Origin of the sequence: Burkholderia sp. AU30280 (genome assembly GCF_020420125.1) — a bacterium.
GTDB lineage: Bacteria > Pseudomonadota > Gammaproteobacteria > Burkholderiales > Burkholderiaceae > Burkholderia.
In genome coordinates, this window is sequence record NZ_JAIZRY010000006.1 from 346836 (window position 1) to 366288 (window position 19453).

At 67.9% G+C, this 19453-nt stretch carries 16 protein-coding genes; 11 read left to right on the top strand and 5 right to left on the bottom strand.

Annotated elements, in window-relative coordinates:
* Positions 1-62 precede the first annotated feature (62 nt).
* A complete protein-coding gene (locus tag LGN17_RS16660; RefSeq protein WP_175968599.1) occupies positions 63-917 on the top strand; it encodes a helix-turn-helix domain-containing protein in 855 nt (284 codons plus the stop codon).
* A gap of 125 nt (positions 918-1042) precedes the next feature.
* The gene (locus LGN17_RS16665) at positions 1043-2710 is read left to right on the top strand and encodes an ATP-binding domain-containing protein (RefSeq protein ID WP_226197770.1); all 1668 of its coding nucleotides are present in this window, start codon (positions 1043-1045) and stop codon (positions 2708-2710) included.
* A 60-nt stretch (positions 2711-2770) separates the two neighbouring features.
* Here the strand turns inward: LGN17_RS16665 and LGN17_RS16670 are convergent, their stop codons facing one another.
* Entirely contained in the window at positions 2771-4330 is a 1560-nt protein-coding gene (locus LGN17_RS16670) for a methyl-accepting chemotaxis protein (protein ID WP_226197771.1), read from the bottom strand.
* Between the two features lie 231 nt (positions 4331-4561).
* Here LGN17_RS16670 and LGN17_RS16675 point away from each other — a divergent pair, with 231 nt between their 5' ends.
* On the top strand, positions 4562-6076 hold the full coding sequence (locus LGN17_RS16675) for an MDR family MFS transporter (RefSeq protein WP_226197772.1): 1515 nt from the start codon (positions 4562-4564) through the stop codon (positions 6074-6076).
* Between the two features lie 97 nt (positions 6077-6173).
* Here the strand turns inward: LGN17_RS16675 and LGN17_RS16680 are convergent, their stop codons facing one another.
* Positions 6174-7172: a quinone oxidoreductase family protein gene (locus LGN17_RS16680; protein ID WP_226197773.1), complete on the bottom strand. Its 999-nt coding sequence runs from the start codon at positions 7170-7172 to the stop codon at positions 6174-6176.
* Between the two features lie 131 nt (positions 7173-7303).
* Between LGN17_RS16680 and LGN17_RS16685 the strand changes: the two genes are divergently transcribed.
* A complete protein-coding gene (locus LGN17_RS16685) occupies positions 7304-8233 on the top strand; it encodes a LysR family transcriptional regulator (protein WP_226197774.1) in 930 nt (309 codons plus the stop codon).
* A gap of 19 nt (positions 8234-8252) precedes the next feature.
* On the opposite strand, the gene LGN17_RS16690 is transcribed toward LGN17_RS16685, so the two are convergent.
* Entirely contained in the window at positions 8253-9368 is a 1116-nt protein-coding gene (locus tag LGN17_RS16690; protein WP_226197775.1) for a porin, read from the bottom strand.
* Between the two features lie 90 nt (positions 9369-9458).
* Positions 9459-10823 (bottom strand): MFS transporter, encoded by a 1365-nt coding sequence (locus LGN17_RS16695; RefSeq protein WP_226197776.1) that lies wholly within the window; start codon positions 10821-10823, stop codon positions 9459-9461.
* Positions 10824-11245: 422 nt separating this feature from the next.
* Between LGN17_RS16695 and LGN17_RS16700 the strand changes: the two genes are divergently transcribed.
* The 6 genes from LGN17_RS16700 (at position 11246) to LGN17_RS16725 (ending at position 16109) form a co-directional block, all read left to right on the top strand.
* Positions 11246-12265, top strand: coding sequence for an AraC family transcriptional regulator (locus LGN17_RS16700; protein ID WP_226197777.1), 1020 nt, complete (start codon positions 11246-11248; stop codon positions 12263-12265).
* Between the two features lie 96 nt (positions 12266-12361).
* Positions 12362-12925, top strand: coding sequence for a GNAT family N-acetyltransferase (locus tag LGN17_RS16705; RefSeq protein WP_226197778.1), 564 nt, complete (start codon positions 12362-12364; stop codon positions 12923-12925).
* Between the two features lie 9 nt (positions 12926-12934).
* Complete coding sequence (locus LGN17_RS16710; RefSeq protein ID WP_175957799.1) at positions 12935-13774, top strand: MerR family transcriptional regulator; 840 nt, start codon at positions 12935-12937, stop codon at positions 13772-13774.
* Between the two features lie 123 nt (positions 13775-13897).
* The gene (locus LGN17_RS16715; protein WP_226197779.1) at positions 13898-14878 is read left to right on the top strand and encodes a sulfonate ABC transporter substrate-binding protein; all 981 of its coding nucleotides are present in this window, start codon (positions 13898-13900) and stop codon (positions 14876-14878) included.
* A 525-nt stretch (positions 14879-15403) separates the two neighbouring features.
* A complete protein-coding gene (locus tag LGN17_RS16720) occupies positions 15404-15607 on the top strand; it encodes a cold-shock protein (RefSeq protein WP_034185637.1) in 204 nt (67 codons plus the stop codon).
* Between the two features lie 277 nt (positions 15608-15884).
* Positions 15885-16109 (top strand): hypothetical protein, encoded by a 225-nt coding sequence (locus LGN17_RS16725; RefSeq protein WP_175957830.1) that lies wholly within the window; start codon positions 15885-15887, stop codon positions 16107-16109.
* 377 nt (positions 16110-16486) lie between these two features.
* Here the strand turns inward: LGN17_RS16725 and LGN17_RS16730 are convergent, their stop codons facing one another.
* A complete protein-coding gene (locus LGN17_RS16730) occupies positions 16487-17920 on the bottom strand; it encodes a CoA transferase (protein WP_226197780.1) in 1434 nt (477 codons plus the stop codon).
* Between the two features lie 103 nt (positions 17921-18023).
* Between LGN17_RS16730 and LGN17_RS16735 the strand changes: the two genes are divergently transcribed.
* Entirely contained in the window at positions 18024-19313 is a 1290-nt protein-coding gene (locus LGN17_RS16735; RefSeq protein ID WP_226197860.1) for a citrate synthase family protein, read from the top strand.
* Positions 19314-19453: the final 140 nt, after the last annotated feature.

The following is a 19453-nucleotide window of genomic DNA, read 5'->3' on the forward strand; positions in this document are numbered from 1 at the left end:
AAGACTGTCCGTCGAGACTGCCGCAAGGCGTCGTTCTGAACGTCACGATCCGTTCCCGTAGCATGACCACTGAAGCAATCACCACGGATTCCCTCGCGGTTGCCGAGCGCGTGCGCGAGCTGATGACCCGCAACGGCATCGGCAAGCGCCAGCAGACCACCGAGCTGTGCCGCATCCTCGACCTGAGTTTCTCGCAAGGCCACCGCAAACTGCGCGGCAGCAGCCCCTGGACGCTCGCGCAAATCAAGAAAGTCGCCGAAGCGTACGGCGAACCCGCCGCTCAGCTGTTCGGCGCGCAAACGCTCGACCCCGGCATGGTCGGCGCCTATTCGCAGGAGGCCGTACTTTACGCGGGCGTCGCCGAAATTCCTTGCACCGCATGGATCGGCGCGCCGCTCGAAGCCGGCGCGCGCCCCGAATTCGTCGCGTATGAACAAAACGGCCGCTGGCGCGTGCTGCGCCACACCGGCGTGCTGTACCAGAACGCGTACGACGTGCACAAGATCGAGATCTATCCGCGCCGCGCGGAGAGCGACAAGCTCGTCGTCGCGGTGATCGACCCCGATCGCGTCAGCGCGACCGAGCTGTGCCGCTATCTCGAACGGCAGGGTTTCGCGACGGCCTCGTTCGACGGCCTCGCGCCGTTCGTCGACGCGCTGCAGGGCCAGGCCTTCGATGCTGTACTCACCGAATGGCTGTTCGACGACGCCACGGCCGCGACCGCGATCAAGGCCGTGCGCACGTCCGACAACCCGGGCGCGCCGATTTTCGTGCTGACGGGCGACCTGCTCACCGGCCGCGCGAGCGAAGCCGACATCAGCGAAGTGATCCGCGCGTTCGACGTCGTCTGCTACGAAAAGCCGGCGCGCATGGCGATCCTCAGCGCCGATCTCGCGAAACGGCTCGCACGCGGGTAGCACCCCGGGCCGCTGCTCCCCCGGGCGGCCGACGTCAGCGCGGCACGGCGGTCGTGAACAGGTGCATAGCTCAGTACAATAGCCGCACCCGTTCACGCCCACGCCGGCATCCGCCGCCCGACGCCATGGCCCGCCTCATCCCCGACGACTGGAAAAGCCTCGCCGCGACCGGCGCGGCCGAACGCGAGCGCGAAACGCTCGCCGCGCTCGAACACGCGCTGCCCGACAGCTACACCGTGTATCACGGCGTGCACTGGACGCGCGCCGACCAGGCGTTCTCGGTATTCGGCGAGGCCGCGTTCGTCGTCGTGAGCCCGGCCGGCCGCGTGCTGCTGATCGAGCAGAAAGCCGGCTTCCTGCGCGAAACGCCGAAGGGGCTCGTGAAGGTCTATCTGCAGAAGGAACGCAATGTTCCGATCCAGCTTGCGCGCACGCAGGAAACGCTGCACCGGCGCCTGACGGCCGCGCTCGGCGCAGGCGTCTACGGCGTCGAGGCGCTGCTGTACTGCCCCGACTACGCGATCCGCGACGCGTCGATCGCCGGCGTCGCGGCCGACCGCATCGTCGATGCCTCGCGTAAAGCGCAACTCGCGCAGGTGATCCTGCAGATCCTGCCCGAGGACGACGAACACTTCCCGAACGCGCCGAAGCTCCACCATTTCCTCGCGGACGAGCTCGCGCTCACGCCCGATACGAGCGCGCTCGTCGGGCAGGCCGGCACGCTCGTCACGCGGCTGTCGGGCGGGCTCGCCACGTGGGCGCGCCAGCTCGAATTCGCGCCGTTCCGGCTGCGCGTCACCGGCACGGCCGGCTCGGGCAAGACGCAGCTCGCGGTGCAGGCGATGCGCGATGCGGTCGCGGCCGGCAAGCGCGCGCTCTACGTGTGCTTCAACCGGCCGCTCGCCGACTACATCGCGCGCATCGCGCCGCCCGGCGCGAAGATCGCGAACTACCACCAGCTGTGCGACTGGGTCGCGCGCGACGGCGGCTATACGCCCGACTTCCAGGTACCCGGCGAATTCGAGCGGCTCGAGGCGCGCTTCGCGGAAACGCCCCTTCCCGAGCACTGGCGTTTCGACGTGCTGGTGGTCGACGAAGGACAGGATTTCCATGCGCCGTGGGCGGCCGCCCTGGAGCGCTTGCTGGCGCCGGATGGCGCATGGTGGTGGCTGGAAGATCCGCTGCAGAACCTGTACATGCGCGAGCCCGTCGCCCTGCCGGGCTGGGTCACGCTGAAGGCGCTCACGAACTACCGGAGCCCGCGCGACCTGCTCGAATTCGTGCGCGACATCGTCGGCCGGGTCGAGCCGCTTGCGGCCGAACTGCGCTCGGGCAGCCCGTTCGACGGTTCGGATCCGTCGGTGTCGTCGTACGGGGAAGAAGGCGCGTCGGGAGATGCGTTGGCCGACGCCTGCATCGATGCGACCAAGCGGGCGATCACGCACGCGCTGTCGCTCGGCTTCCGCAAGCAGGACATCGCGGTGCTGTCGTATCGCGGCCGTGAAGGCTCGGTGCTCGCGCCGCTCGACCAGCTCGGCCCGCACCGGCTCAAGAGCTTCACCGGCAAGTACGACCTGTTCGGCAACCCGGAGTATCGCGAAGGCGACGTGCTGCTCGATTCGATCTACCGCTTCAAGGGCCAGTCGGCGCCGTGCGTGATCCTCACCGAGGTCGACTTCGACACGCTCGACGCGCGTGCCGCGCGCAAGCTGTTCGTCGGTGCGACGCGTGCGACGATGAAGCTGCTGATCGTCGCGTCGTCGCGCGCGGCCGCGCAACTCGCGGCCGTCTGATGTAACGGGCGGGCGGACGGCAGGCGGGCAAGCGCCCGCCCCGCCGCCGCACGCGGTCGATCAGGCTACGCGGAACGCGCCTACCGCGCGACGCAGCCCGTCGGCCTGCTCTTCCAGCGATGCGGCAGCCGCCGCGGCCTGCTCGACGAGCGCCGCGTTCTGCTGCGACACCTGGTCCATCTGCGACACCGCGCGATTCACCTGCTCGATCCCGTCGCGCTGCTCGTTCGACGCAGCCGCAATCTCCGTCATGATGCCCGTCACGCGGCCGATCGCCTGCTGGATGTCCTGCATCGTCGCGCCGGCCAGGCCGACGAGCCGCGAGCCGTTCGCGACGCGCTCGACCGATTCACCGATCAGCGTGCGGATTTCCTTCGCCGCCGACGCCGAGCGTTGCGCGAGCGTGCGCACCTCGCCCGCGACCACCGCGAAGCCGCGGCCCTGCTCGCCCGCGCGCGCGGCTTCGACCGCCGCATTCAGCGCGAGGATGTTGGTCTGGAACGCGATGCCTTCGATCGTGCCGATGATGTCGGCGACCTTCTGCGAGCTCTGGTCGATCTCGTTCATCGTGCCGATCACCTCGCCGACGACCGTCGCGCCGCGCGTGGCGATCTCGCTCGCGGTATCCGCGCAGGCCTGCGCCTCCACCGCATTGTCCGCGTTCTGCTTCACGGTCGCGGTGAGCTGCTCCATGCTCGCGGCCGTCTGCTGCAGCGCGGACGCCTGTTCCTCGGTGCGCTGCGACAGGTCGGTGTTGCCGGCCGCGATCTGGTGCGTCGCCGTCGAGATCGCTTCGGAACCCTGGCTGACCTGGCGCACGGTGTCCGCGAGACTGCGCTGCATGCCGGTCACGCCCTTGACCAGCTCGGCCATCTCGTCGCGCGACGACCAGCGCACTTCCGACGTCAGGTCGCCTTCCGACAGGCGGCGGAAGTGCGACAGCAGGCGATTCACCGGCTGGGTGATCGCGTAATGCAGGCCGATCGCGCAGCCGAGGCACGCGGCCAGGCCGAACGCGATACCGGCAATCGCGCCCGCGCGCATCCAGCCGTAATAGGTCTGCGCGGTGTCGTACACGTCCTTGCCGCGCGCGACCTGGTACGCATCGAGCGCATCGGTCGCCTGCGTGAGCGCGACCGACAGCGGCGGCGCCACCGACATCAGCAGCCGGTCGGCCTCGTCGCGACGGCCGTCGCGGACCGCGTCGATCATCGGCTTCAGCGCCTGCCCGATCAGCGCCTGGCGCGCCGCGTCGAGGCGGCTCGCGAGCGGGCCTTCGTCGCCGTCGTGCGGCATCGACGCGTAGCCGCGCCAGGCGGTGTCCGCCTTCGCGAGATAGTTCTCGGCCTTCTTGACGAGATCGGGCACTTCCGGCGCTTCCGGATGCAGCAGCGCGCGATCGAGCGTCGTGCGCACGATCGTGAGGTTCAGGCTGGCCGCCGACAACGCGGTCTTCGCGGCCAGTTGCTGCGTATAAGCCTCGTCGAGCGCGCGGTTCGAGCTCTGCATGCCGGCGAGGCCGATCAGCCCCGATACGACGAGCAGCACGGCGACGAGACCGAGCGTGGAGAAGATCCGCGTACGGATCGAGAAACGGGAAAACAAGGCGTTCAGGTTCATGACGGGACGTGAGCGGTGAAAAGTGCCGCGGCAATCGCTCCGCAGCACTCTGGATTACGGTTTGCCTGCAAAAAACTTGAGTCCGGCCCCGCTTCTCGCCTGATCCCGGTCAATTTTTCGCGCCGGCAATCTTCTGTTACGGCTGCAACAGATCGAGGCTGAGCAGAAATTGACTAGTCAATCATCCATGGCTATAGTTCGACACAATTCCCTGCCATGGCAGATATCTCGATGACAACCGACACCCTCCTCACTCCGCCGGCCACCGAGACGGCCCGTCGCGACGCGCCGACCGGGCTGATCGTCGCCGCGCTGCTGCTCGTCATGCTGCTGTCCGCACTCGACCAGACGATCGTGTCGACCGCGCTGCCGACGATCGTCGGCGAGCTCGGCGGGCTCGACCAGTTGTCGTGGGTCGTCACCGCGTACCTGCTCTCCTCCACCGTCGTGCTGCCGCTGTACGGCAAGCTCGGCGACCTGTACGGCCGCAAGATCGTGTTGCAGGCCGCGATCGTGCTGTTCCTCGCGGGCTCCGCGCTGTGCGGCGTCGCGCAGGACATGACGCAGCTGATCGTGCTGCGCGCGCTGCAGGGGCTGGGTGGCGGCGGCCTGATGGTCGTCACGATGGCCGCGATCGGCGATCTGGTGCCGCCCGATCGCCGCGCGCGCTACCAGGGGATGTTCGGCGGCGTGTACGGCCTCGCGACGATCATCGGCCCGCTGCTCGGCGGCTTCCTGGTCGAGCACCTGTCGTGGCGCTGGATCTTCACGATCAACCTGCCGCTCGGCTTTCTCGCGCTCGCGGTGATCGGCGCCGCATTCCGGCCGCACACCGCGCACGTGAAGCACCGGATCGACTACATGGGCGCCGCGTTCCTCGCCACCGCCCTCACCTGCGTGATCCTGTTCACGAGCGAAGGCGGCTCGCTGCTGCCGTGGACGTCGCCGCAGCTGTGGATGACGCTCGTGCTCGGCGTCGTCGCGATCGGCGGCTTCATATATGAAGAGCGGCTCGCGGCCGAGCCGATCATGCCGCTCGACCTGTTCCGCCATCGCACTTTCGTGCTGGTCAGCCTGATCGGCTTCGTCGTCGGCATCGCGCTGTTCGGCTCGGTCACGTTCATCCCGCTCTACCTGCAGGTCGTGAAGGGCTCGACGCCGTCGCAAGCCGGGATGCAGCTGCTGCCGATGATGGGCGGCATGCTCGTGACGTCGATCGTCAGCGGCCGGCTGATCTCGCGGCTCGGCTCGTACCGGCTGTTCCCGATCCTGGGCACGCTGACCGGCGGCATCGCGATGGCGCTGCTGTCGACGCTGACGCTCGACACGCCGCTGCACACGATGTACGCGTACATGGCGCTGCTCGGGATCGGGCTCGGCATGGTGATGCCCGTGCTCACGCTCGCCGTGCAGAACACGGTCGAATTCCGGCACATGGGCGTCGCAACGTCGGGCGCGACGCTGTTCCGCTCGATCGGCGGCTCGCTCGGCGTCGCGGCGTTCGGCGCGCTGTTTTCGCACGGGCTGCAGTCGCGCGTGATGGATGCGCTGCCGGCCGGCACGGAGCTGCCGCCCGCGCTCGGCCCGGCCGCCGTGCACCAGTTGCCGGATGCCGTGCGCGACGCGTACCTGCATGCGTTCGCCGGCTCGCTGCATGTCGTGTATCTCGCGGCGGCGACCGTCATCGCGATCGCGTTCGTGCTCGCGTGGTTCGTCGAGGATGCGCCGCTGCGCAAGCACAACTGATCGGGATGCGCGTCGCGCAGCGCCCGGCACCGGAAACGTGCCACGCCGCAGCCTTTGGGCCTTTGACGCGCCGTACCCCATCCGCAGCGGCCCGCCGTCACGGCACCAGCACGACCGCCCCCGTCGTCGCGCGCGACTCCAGCAGCCGGTGCGCATCGGCCGCCTGTTCGAGCGGCAGCCGCGCGCCGATCTCCACGTGCATCCCGCCCGCCAGCCGCTCGAGCGTCGCGCGCGCGGCTTCGCGATACCCCGCGACGTCGCGCGCGATGAAGCCGAGCACACTCGGCCGCGCCAGCGCGATCGAGCGGGCCGGGCCGAGTTCGTCGAGATCGATCGTCTGCCGCGCGCCGATCGCGGCCACCTGCCCGATGCTCGCGACCATCCCGAACGGACGGACCGCGCCGAGCGTGCGCGTCAGCACGTCGCCGCCGATCCCGTCGATCGCGTAATCGACCCCCGCGCCACCGCCGAACGCGCGCGCGGCCGCGACGAAATCCTCTTCGCGGTAATCGACGACCGCCTCGGCGCCGTGCTGGCGGGCGAGCGCGGCCTTCGCGGCCGACCCTGCCGTGCCGATCACCCGCGCGCCGAGCGCACACGCCCATTGCGTCGCCAGCAGCCCGACGCCGCCGGCCGCCGCATGCACGAGCACCGTGTCGCCGGCGCCGACCTGACGGACGCGATGCAGCAGCATATAAACGGTGATCCCTTTCAGCAGCCCGGCCGCGGCGGCTTCGTCGCTCACCCCTTCGGGGATCGGCAACACGCGCTCGGCCGGCATCGTGCGCAGGCTCGCATAGCTGCCGGTCGGCATGCCCGCATACGCGACACGCTGGCCGAGGACGAGATCCGTCACGCCGGGCCCGACCGCGTCGATCACGCCGGCCGCCTCGACGCCAAGCGCGTCCGGTAGCGCGGGCAACGCATGCGCGCCCGTCCGGAAATAGATGTCGACGAAATTCACACCGACCGCGGTCTGGCGAATCCGCACTTCGCCGGCACCGGGCGGCGCGACGGGCGCATCGACGCGGCGCAGCACGCCGGCGTCGCCGTAGCGGTCGATCCCGATCCGGATGGCGGTGGCAGTTTGGGTCATGACGTTCCTCGCAATCGAATGAAGTGACACGATCATCCCATCGTGCATAATCGATCGGAATTCCCGCTCCCCGCCCATTTACTGTGCAAAATTCGACCGATCAGGATCGCGTTCCCACGCCGGCGCTGCCGATGAGCTGGGACGACATCCGTTATTTCCTCGCGGTGATGCGCTGCGGCAGCCTGTCGGCCGCCGCGCGGGCGCTGCAGGTCCAGCATTCGACGGTCGCGCGGCGCATCGACGCGCTGGAGTCCGCGCTCGGCATCCGGCTGTTCGACCGGCTGCCACGCGGCTGGCCGCCGACCGACGAAGGGCTGCACCTTGCCGAGCACGCGGCACGCCTCGAAACCGACGCGCATGCGTTCGCCCGCGCCGCCCAGGGCGCGGCGGCGCTCGACGGCGTGGTGCGCGTATCGGCGTCGCCGGTGTTCGCCAGCCACTTCCTCGCGCCACGCCTTGCCCGCGCGCAGCGCGCGTGGCCGGCGCTGCGCATCGACCTGCTGGGCGAGATGCACGCGGCAAACCTGTACGCGCGCGAGGCCGATCTCGCGGTGCGGCTGTCGCGGCCGACCGAGCCGGGACTCGCCGCGCGCCGGCTCGGCACGATGCGCTTCGCGCTGTGCGCAGCGCCGGAATGGGCGGACGCACCGCCCGATACCTGGCCGTTCGTCGGCTATGACGACGCGCTCGCGCAGACGCCGCAGCAGCAATGGCTCGAACGCTTCGCGGCCGGGCGCCGCTTTGCGTTCGTCACCAACGACCTGGCCGCGCAGCATCGCGCGTGCGCGGCCGGTGCCGGCGTCGCGCTGCTGCCGAGGTTTCTCGTCGACGATTCGCTCGCCGCGGGTGGTGCGGGTGGTGCGGCGGGCACGGCGGGCACGGCGGGCGCGGCACCATCGTCCGCCCCGGCGCCGCTCGTCGAGCTGACTTCCGCGCCACGCTGTGACATCGAGCGCGAGATCTGGCTCGTCGTCCACCCGGACGTGCGCCGCTCGCCGCGCGTGCAGCGTGTCGCGGATGCGATCGCCGACGCGGTTCGCGCGGCGGACGGCCGGCTTTGACGCCACCGGCCCGCTCGCGTCAGAACCGCTGCTGCACCCCGGCCATGATCCCCAGCTGGCTCCGCCCCGTATCGACCGTGCCGCCGGCGGCGACCGCCTTGGCGGCCGTCGCGCCGTTCAGCATGTAGCCGACCGACGTGTAGACGCGCGTCCGCTTGGACAGAAGATGGTTGGCACGCCCGACCAGCAGGGTCGCGTTCGCGCCGCGCGCGTGCCCGCGTTGCAGATAGCGCGTGCCTTGCGCGTCGAACGACAGCGCGGGGGTCGGCATATAGGTGACGCCGGCGAAGACGATGTCGGTCTGCCAATGAGCAGCCGCCGCGACGTTGTTCCGGATCCATCCCGCGCCGAGCTTCGCGCGCCCCATCACTGCGTAACCGGAGACGACGCCGTGCGCGCTCGCATGGGCGCTGCTGTCGAGCGGCGCCGCCGCGCCCGCTCCGCCGCGCTTGACGTCGTAGGACGCCGCGACGCCGAAGCGCGCCGCGTCGTAGGCTACCAGCGCCGTATATTGCCGGCACGCGAGCGGATTGCCCGGCACCTGCCCCGCGCAGCCGGTAGCCGAAGGCCCGGCCGGCCCGGCGGCGTCACGGCCGAAACTGTAGGTGCCGCCGATCGTGAATCCGCGGAACTTGCCCAGGTAGCCGATCGCATTGTCGCTGCGCGCATTCGGCAGATAGGCGTCGAAGCCGCTCGGCGAATGAATCGACGGCCCGATCACGTCGGCGTTGGCAAGCGCGTAGGCCGTCATGTTCATTTGCCTGCCGAGCGTGAGCGTTCCCGCCTCGCCGCTCAACCCCACGTTCGCCTGCCGGCCGAACAGCCGCCCGCCGTGATTGAATCCGCCCGTACCGGGCTGGAAGCCGCTTTCCAGCACGAAGAACGCGCGCGCGCCGCCGCCCAGGTCTTCGTCGCCCTTCACGCCCCATCGCGACGGCACTTCGCCGGTCAGGTGCGGGATGCCCGTCGCGGCTCCGCCCTTCGCCGCATGGTTGTAGTACGAAATACCGGTATCGACGATGCCGTACAGCGTCACGCCGCCTTGCGCATGCGCGATGGCCGATGTCGCCGCCAGCGCCGCCGTGAGTACGCTTGCCTTCACCCTCGCGTTCCACGCCCCAGAATCGATATGCATGACTGAATTTCCAGAAAAAACGACGCGCGCTGCGTTGCCGCGCGCGATCGGCCGCCGGCCTCGCACCGGCGGGCTCCGCCAATGTGCCGCTCAGGATTGCCGGACGGCCGACGCCTGCCGTTCGCCGGCCGCAGCCGCCAGGCCGTGTTGCGAAGCCGAGCGCCGATGGTCGATCAGGCCGACCGCGGCGGCGGCCGCCAGCGCGGGCAGCCCGATCGCCATGAAGTTCTGTTCCAGCGGCAGATCGATGCCGACCAGCAGACCGATGACGATCGGCGCGAGGATCGCGCCGCAGCGGCCCACACCCAGCGTCCAGCCGATGCCGGTGGAGCGGATCGCCATCGGATAGAACTGCCCCGCATACGCGCAATTGACGATCTGGGTGCCGATGGTCGACGCGCCCGCGAACGCGACCAGCACGAACAGCAACGCGGGCGGCATCGGATAGCCGAGCAGCGTGATCGATACCGCGGCGAGCAGATACATCGATACGAGCACCGTCTTGATCGGAAAGCGATCGGCCAGCCAGCCGCCACCGATCGCACCGGCCATCGCGCCGGCGTTCAGCACCAGCACGAAGGTCAATGCCGAGCCAAGGCTGTGGCCGGCGCTCGCCATCAGCCGGGTGAGCCACGAGCTGAGCGCATACACCATGAACAGGCACATGAAGCAGGCGATCCAGAACATGACCGTGCTGAATCCGCGACCGTCGTCGAACAGCTGGCGAACCGGCGCGCCGCCCGCCTTGTCCTCGCGCGGGACGACATAACAGTCGCCCGGTTGCGGCCGGTACGCCGGATCGAGCCGGCGCGCGATGCGCGCGAGCTCGTCGGTCCTGCCGCGCCGGATCAGGAACGGCAGCGATTCCGGCATCCACTTCACGAGCAGCGGAACGAGCAGCACCGGCGCCCCCGCGGCGACGAACACGGACTGCCATCCGTACGCGTCGATCATCCCCTTGCCCATCACGGCCGCGAGCATGCCGCCGACCGAATAGCCGCTGAACATCAGCGTCACCAGCGTGCTGCGCATGCGGCGCGGCGCGTATTCGGTCATCTGGGCGATCACGTTCGGCATCACACCGCCGATGCCGATGCCCGCCAGGAAGCGGGCCGCGCCAAACAGCGCGGGCGTCTGCGCCAGCCCGGCCGCCGCGGTAAAGACGCTGAACAGCGTCAGGCAGGCCGCGATAGCCCAGCGTCGCCCGATCCGGTCGGCTACCGTGCCGAACACGATGTTGCCGAACATCATGCCGAACAGCGCCGAGCTGACCATGAAGCCGGCCTGCGCCGGATTGACGCCCATCTCCTTCATGATCGCCGGCAGCGCGATGCCGGCCACGGCGAGGTCATAGCCGTCGAACACGATGATCAGCGCGCACCAGAACAGCACGACGCCGTGCAGCTTGCCCAGCCGCGCATCGTCGGAGAGCGCCTGCAGGTTGATTTGACGCATGGACTTCCTTCCTTTTTCCAGTGGGGATTCGGGCCTGGCGGAAGTGTTCGCGTCACACGCGTTCGAACCAATACGATCGCTGAGTCAATCGATTTAGTAGATGTCCGAAATATTGTCGTGCAATGCGCCACTTTCCGTCCGGATGCCGGCGCAGTGTAGGAAGCCACAATGATTCTCACTATCCGGAATTTGCAGGCGGCCGTGCGAACTCGATCCGCCTTTTTCCGCGCGCCGGGCGCTATCCGGATCTTTCCCCGCGACGAACGGGACTATCCGATTCTTGCAAAACTTTCGACAAGCCTGACAAAGATCAATATCATCGTTTCAGGATATCTCGCTCACAAGAGAAACCGATGTGGCACGACGCGCGTCCGCAACCAGCCGGGTGCGCCGCACGAAAACCGCCACACAGGAGACGCCCCATGCCCCTCGCCCCGAATGCGGAAGTGCTGTCCGCGCTGTATCGGAATTGCGTGTTCCGATCCGGATTGCGCATGGATGCGCACGAGCAGGTTTCCACGGAACTGGCCGAGCATGCGCTGCGCTGGAAGCAGGGCGTGCCCGACGCAGCGCTGTTCAAGGGGCAACTGAATCAGCTGACCGTCTACGCGCTGCAGTACGGCGCCGAAGTCGAGGTCGCCCCGCGCCCGTTCGACGGCTTTTCGCTCGTCCACACGTCGCTCGCGGGCGGCGCCGAAATCGAGTGCGACGGGCACGTGATGGGCGTATCCGCGGGGCGCACCGCCGTGCTGGCGCCGACGTCGCGGGTTCGCCTGCGCTGGCGGTCCGGCACGCGGCAACTGATCGTCAAGGTGCCGGATTCGCTGATGCGCGCGGTCTGCGGCCGCCGGCCCGACGACGCGGCGCCCGGCCTCGCGCCCGGCTTCCTGCTGCCGACGGCGCTGGCGTCGCAATGGGATCTGATCGCGCAGTCGCTGCTCAACGTGCTCGCCGTTGCCGACGACGGCGGCATCCGGGCCGAATGGCGCGACCACTTCGAACGAAGCCTCGCGCTCTTCCTGCTCGTGCATTGCCCGCCGTCGCCCGCCGCCGCGCAGGCCGGCGCGGCGCCGCCGGCGCGCGGTACGCCGGCGGAATCCGGATCGCGCGGCGGCATCCGGCAGATGGATGCGCTGCACGCATTCATCCATGCGCGGCTTTGCGCGCCGATCTCGCTCGAAGATCTCGCGCGGGCGGCCGGCGTCAGCCTGCGGACCCTGAACGTGCTGTGCCGGCGCTACCACGGCGCGACCCCGATGGAGCTGCTGCGCAACATCCGGCTGGACGCCGCGCGCGTGCAGTTGCTCAGCGACCCGACGGCCAGCATCACCGATACGGCGCTGACGTTCGGCTTCGGGCACCTCGGCCGCTTTTCCGCGTACTACTTCGCCCGCTTCGACGAGTTGCCGCGCGACACGCAGAAGCAGCGGCAGCCGAACTGAACGCCGCGCGCCGGGCGCACGGCCGCCGCTTTACGCGTCAGGCGATCGCCCCCATAGTATCGGCTTGCCCATAACCGCCCCTGCCGCACCGTCACCATGTCCGCCACGCCAGCCGCCTGCGTCGTTCGCGACGCGACCGATGCCGACCTCGATGCGATCCACGCGATCTATGCGCACCACGTGCGCCACAGCGTCGCGTCGTTCGAGGAAACGCCACCCGACGTCGCCGAACTGCGCGCGCGGCGCGACGCCGTGCTGCGCCACGGGCTGCCGTACCTCGTCGCCGAATGCGACGGCCGCGTGGCCGGCTACGCGTACGCAACGCCGTACCGTGCACGCAGCGCGTACCGCTTCACGGTCGAGGATTCGATCTACATCGACGACGCACAGCGCGGGCGCGGAATCGGCCGCGCGCTGCTCGCCGCGCTGATCGAACGCTGCGAGGCCGGCCCGTGGCGGCAGATGATCGCCGTGATCGCCGACGGCGGCACCGGCGGCTCGACGTCGCTGCATCGCGCGTTCGGCTTCGAGCCGGCCGGCATGCTGAAGGCGGCCGGTTTCAAGCACGGCCGCTGGATCGATACGGCGCTGCTGCAGCGCCCGCTCGGCGACGGCGCGAACACGCTCCCCGTCTCGCCCGAGCCTGTCACGTCGCGCTAGAATGATCGCATGTCAAAACAGACTCATTCCACTCCCGACGAGGCGGCGCCGGACGCCCGCAACGAGTACACGGTCGACGAACTCGCGCGCGTGTCCGACACGACCGTGCGCAACGTCCGCGCGTACCAGGATCGCGGTTTGCTCGCGCCGCCGGAAAAGCGCGGCCGCGTCGGCATCTACGACGACACGCACGTCGCGCGCCTGAAGCTGATCAACCACCTGCTCGCGCGCGGCTACACGCTGTCGAACATCCAGGACCTGATCAAGGCGATCGACGAAGGCCACGACCTGCGCTCGATCCTCGGCCTCGAAAACGCGATCGGCGGCCGCTGGTCGCACGAACTGCCGAAGACCTATTCGCTCGCCGCGCTCGCGCAGATGTTCGGCCCGCAGGCGACCACGCAACTGTCGCGCGTGACCGAACTCGGCCTGCTCGAACGGCGCGGACTGTCGTTCGTCGCAAAGAGCCCCGCCCTGCTCGAAGCAGCGGCCGCGATGACGAAGGAAGGCATCCCGCCGCGCGAGCTGCTCGACGTGATCAGCCTCGCGCGGCCGCATTTCGACGCGATCGCGCGACTGCTCGTCGATCTCGTCGTGAAGCGGCTCGACCGCTACGACGCCGGCACGCTGCCGCCCGCCACCGACGTGCCCGAGCTGGTCGACGCGATCTGGCGCCTGCGTCCGCTCGCGGCCGTGTTCGTCGAAGGCGAGACGAACCGTGCGCTGGAAACCGCGGCGAGCGCGTATCTCGGCGGCCGCGTTGCGACGATCCTCGACAAGAAGCTCAGCGACGAGGCCGCGCGACAGTCCGGCACACCGGCCTCGAAAGACGACAGCGACGAAGCATAGGCGCGCCGCCGTCATATTGATATCGGCAATGCTTCGTTTGCGGGCGTGATCGCCCATGCGACGATTCTTCCAGCCGAGCGCCACCACCGCTCGCCCGAAGACGTTTTGCATGGAGTCCGTTCGATGATTCGTTTCACCCGCTGGATCGCCCGCACCGCCGCCGTGACGCTCGTCACGCTGTCCGCCGCGTCGGCCTTCGCACAAGGCGGCGCCGACAAGGTCGTGCGCATCGGCTACCAGAAGGCCGGCCTGCTGTCGGCCATCAAGGCGCAAGGTTCGCTCGAAGCGCGGCTCAAGCCGCTCGGCTATGGCGTGCAGTGGTTCGAATTCCCGGCCGGCCCGCAACTGCTCGAGGCGCTGAACGCGAACAGCATCGACTTCGGCTATACGGGTGCGCCGCCGCCCGTGTTCGCGCAGGCGGCCGGCGTGCAGTTCGTCTATGTCGGCGCGGAACCGCCGGCGCCGCACAACGAAGCCGTGGTCGTGAAGGCCGATTCGCCGATCCGTTCGGTCGCCGGCCTGCGCGGCAAGAAGGTCGCGCTGCAGAAGGGTTCGAGCGCGAACTACCTGCTACTCGAAGCGCTGAAGAAGGCCGGCGTACGCTATGACGAAATTCGCCCCGTCTACCTTGCGCCGGCCGACGCGCGCGCCGCGTTCGAGAGCGGCAACGTCGATGCATGGGTCGTCTGGGATCCGTACTACGCGGCCGCGCAAGACACGCTGAAGGTGCGCACGCTGTCCGACTACACGGGCCTCGCGGCGACCCACAACTTCTACGAAGCCACACGGGATTTCGCGCAACAGCATCCCGACGTGGTCAGCGCGATCCTGAAGCAGGCGCGCGAGACGGGTCAGTGGGTCAACACGCATCCGGCCGAAACCGCCGCGCTGATCGCCCCGAAGGTCGGCCTGCCGCAACCGCTCGTCGAGACGTGGATCAAGCGTGTCCCGTTTGGCGCGGTGCCGCTCGACGAAAAGATCGTCGCGGCACAGCAGGGTGTCGCCGATGCGTTTTACGCGGCGAAGCTGATTCCGCAGAAGCTGAGCGTGGCCGACAACGCATGGGTCGATAAAGGCGTGCAAAGTGCGCTCGCGGCGAAGTAGCGGGAACGCAGTGCGCAATTGCCAACAGGCCGACGGGCGCACGACTCGTCGGGCTTTTTCGTTCTTGCCGAATTTTCGGGAAACGCGGGACGAACTGTCGGCGTCCAGCCAAAGCGCGGGTCACGCTTTGACGTTTATCATGGACGACCGCGACGCGACTCCTGGCCGCAAGGTGGTTCGTGACTCGAATGGCTGTGTCGGATCTGGTTATGTGGCCACTGCGGGTCGTTCAGCGCCCCCTACCCCATCAGGCCCTACTCAACCTGCGCGTCATGCCGGGTAGCACGCGCAGCCAGGCAAGGCCGCATCGCTTCATCCGCAAATCCGACCACCCGAAGAAACAGTTACAAAGTAACGATTGACGCCGGCACCGCCCGGCGGTTAATGTGTCGCCAGAAGTTCAAGAAGTCCGATTGCTGTTCATCAATTCATCGCTCCTCAGCGGTATTCGTTGTCCTCTCTCTCCTTGACGCTTCACGTGCTCTTTACTGAGCAAATCTTCTCATTTTTTCTCAAGGATTCTTCATGGATACCGGTATCGTCAAGTGGTTCAACGACAGCAAAGGCTTTGGCTTCATCACGCCCGACAACGGCGGCGACGACCTGTTCGCTCACTTCTCCGAAATTCGCGCCGACGGCTTCAAGACGCTGGCTGAAAATCAGAAGGTAAGCTTCGAAACGAAGCAAGGCCCGAAGGGTCTGCAAGCGGCCAACATCCAGCCGCTGTAAAGTTTGAAGAACCCGGCTTCCCGTCACGGACGCCGGGTTGCAGCGACACCCTCGCGGAGATTGCTCTCCCAAAGTTGGCGCGACTGCTCTTAGCTGCATCTGTTCATTCAGCAGCTCGCCGAGCGCCACACGCCTCGTTGCACTTCATTCCCCCTCTGGCTGCAAAGCCCTTTTTCGCTTTACGACTGCTTCAGATTCGGCTCGCAATGGCTTTGAATCGGCGTACTCGTGCACCTTTCGCACGGCACGCGAGCACTCGAACATTATTAAAATTAAAATGCAAAACATCCGAATTCAACAGTACAACGGCTATGCCGTTCAATCCTCGGCGCATCGTTTGCCCGACGGTAGTTTTTCATCCAACCTGCTGCTTGAACGCGCCGACAGCACACGCGCCGAAGGCCGCTACCAGTTCTATTCGCTCGACTACTTCACGAGTGAGGAGCAGGCGTTGCAGCATTCGGCCCGCTGGGCACGCAACTGGGTCGACACGCGCGGTTAAAGGCAGCGCCCGGCCATCGATCCGGCGACGCGCGCAAGGTATAGCCTGCGCGCGCCCATTTGCTTCACTGGCCCGCCACCTTCTCCGCCGGCCGCGTTGACCACGATATCGCGGGTCTCGAACCGCTCTGCCAGCACATCCCGAACACGTTCCACCGGATCTCAGGCACGCCAAGGTCGGCAGCCAGGGCGCGGTGGGACGCGCATCGGGAAACACGCCGCCGATCGCTTCGGCGGCGCGTTCCAGCATGTTCGCGCGCGGTCCGACGATGACGACATCCGCATCGTACTGAGCCAAATGCGTCGCCGTGGTCGGGTCGACTCCCGCCCCGCCGTCTCGCCATCTCACACCGACACCAGCCGATTCATCGCACCGCCTCAAAGATCGCCGTTCGAAGACAACCACTCGGGTTCATACGCACCCAGTGCGCGCGCCGGATAAAACCAACGGAGCGGTGCATCGTCGATCCGCACGGGCGGAAGGAGCCGGGATGCCGGCCCCCACGACGTCGATTCGACGTGTTCCGCGCGATCGCGTTGTCCTTCGGCGGCCAGTTCGATCACCTCGCTCATGGGCTCCGAGCGCAACTGCAAATCGGCCGCCGTACGCGCCAGCGACGCGCGGACCTCGACACCGACGCCCCTTTTCATGCGCGTCGTCAGCCCGCGAATGGCGGCCGTCGCCATCAGGTAACCCGTCGCATGGTCGATGGCCTGAACGGGCAGGTTCACCGGCGCATCGTTGCCCGTCACACGCATGCCAGCCTCGGCGATTCCCGTGCTCATTTGAATGAGGCTGTCGAAGCCACGCCGGCAGCGCCATTCACCGGTCCAGCCATAAGCGTCGAGCGACACGTCGATGAGCGCAGGATTCAGTTCGCGCCGATGCGCGGCATCGAGTCCGAGGCGCGCCAGCGCATCGGCCCGATAGCCGTGCACGACGATATCGGCACTGCCGAGCAACTGCTTGAGCGTATCGAGATCCGCGGCATCCTTCAGGTTCAGCCGCGCACACCGCTTGCCGAGGACGACTTCCGGCACCGTGCCCGGTTCTTCCCAGCCGTACGGATCGATGCGCAGCACGTCGGCGCCCAGGCCCGCAAGAAACCGTGTCGCCACGGGGCCGGCGAGAATGCGCGTCAGGTCGAGCACGCGAATGCCACGCAACGGCCGGTCTTTCGAAGGCCGCCAGTCATGCGCGACGGCATCGGTCGCGGCATGAACGTGCAGCAGCGGTTCGGTTGCGACCGCCTTGCCCTGCGGATGCCCGGCCCACTCCTGCGCCGAGTACATCGCCGCCGCACACCCACCGCGCTCGACGATCGCATCTTCAAGCGCACCGGCATCCCAGCGATTCACCGCTTGCGCGACCGACCGTGCATCGGCGGCGCACTCGAGCACCGACAAGGCAGCCAGTCGATGATGCGGCGCGTTGGTGTGCAACCGGATCCAGCGATCGCGCGCCCGATAGTTGCCGGCCACCGGATCCCATTGAGGCGGCATCGTCCAGCCCTGCGGGCGCAGCGACGTGCCGAACCACAGCGACGCCATGCGCCGGTCGACCCGAACCGACGGCAACGTTCCGGTCGACGCATGCAGCAATTCGGCAACCGACATCCCCGCCGCGCCGATCGCCGCCGTGGCCATGTCGGTTACGCGAAATGCCGAAACCAGTTCTCCCGCGCCGCCGAAGCTGCACGACTCGAGGAACGCCTGGGCCCCACCCGCCGCCAGCCAGAACGCCCGTAGATGACGCGACACCCGATCCTCATCGGCCGCGGCCGGTTCCTTCGAGATTTGATCGACACGCATGTTCGCCTCGCATGAATTGGGTGAGGCAAAGATCGTCTCGCTCGCATTTGTTGTCAACGTTGATTATCCTGATCAACCTGTCGAACGATTCCCCCTGCGCACGATGTCGAACTACCTAAATTCGACCGAAGCCGCGGCAAGGCTCGGCGTCTCGCGGCAAACCCTCTATGCGTACGTCAGCCGCGGCCTGCTTCGCGCGGAGCCGGGCGGCAGTCACCGTGAAAGCCGCTACCTCGCGGCCGATGTCGACCGGCTCGCGGATCAACGCGCACGCGGTCGCAAGCCGAAGGAGGTGGCGAAGGCCGCGCTGAACTGGGGGTCGCCCGTGCTCGAATCGAGCATCACGTTGATCGACGGCGGCCGGCTTTTCTATCGCGGCGTGGATGCACTCGATCTCGCTACCCGCGCAAGTCTCGAGGAAGTCGCGGCGCTGCTATGGCGATGCGACGAGCAGACCGCTTTCGGCCGCCACGTCCCCACGACGACGCCGGTACTGCGAACCCTCTTCAGGCACTACGCCGATCAACGCGCCGAGCAGGCCCTGCTGCCGCTCTTCACCGTCGCAAGCGAGGACGCGCCGACGGCAATCTGGCATCAGTCGGCCGATCGCCAGGCGCAGGGCTGCGGCGATCTCGTGCGGATTCTGGCGGCATGCCTGCTGCGCACCCGGATCGATACGGCACCCCTCCATGTGCAATGTGCACGGGCCTGGGATGTCGGGCCTGCGGGCGCCGATCTGATCAGGATGGCGCTCGTGCTGTGCGCGGATCACGAACTGAATGCGTCGAGCTTCACGGGGCGATGCATTGCGTCGACGAACGCGAGCTTGCGGGCCGTCGTGGTCGGCGGCCTGGCCGGCCTGTCGGGCGAGCGGCACGGCGCCACCACCGCGCGCGGCGAAGCACTGTGGGACGAACTGGGCAACAAGGACGTCGAGCAAAAAATGGCCGCGCGTCTCGCCCGGGGAGACGGCTTGCCGGGCTTCGGACATGCGCTCTATCCCGGCGGCGACGTGCGCGCGACGTTCCTGTTGTCGCGGATCCTGCCGCGTCATCCTCAATGGAAAAGGATGATCGATGCGGGGAGCACGCTCGTCGGGCAGAAACCCTCGCTGGATCTCGCGCTGGTGGCACTGCGCAGGCATTTGCGGCTTCCCGTCGGCGCCGCATTCGGCCTGTTCGCGCTTGGCCGCTCGATCGGCTGGATCGCGCATGGGCTGGAGCAGCGCGAGCAATCCGATCTCATCAGGCCACGCGCGGTTTACACGGGGACGTGGCCTGATGGCGCCGGTGCGGATCATGCCCGATCCCGCGGACGGTCGGGAAAGCGGCAGACCACGCAACCCGCAGCGCCGAAAGACGACATGCTTGCCGCCTTCTTCAGGACTCGATAGCTTTTCGCCCGATGACGTCGCGGCCCGTCATCGGCGGCACGCCAACGCGTCGTTGGCATAGGGACGCAGCCACCCGCCGACGTTTCGCGGATGTCGCCAACGAGTCGGCTGGGCGCCTCTACGCAAATCCGCGAAGACGT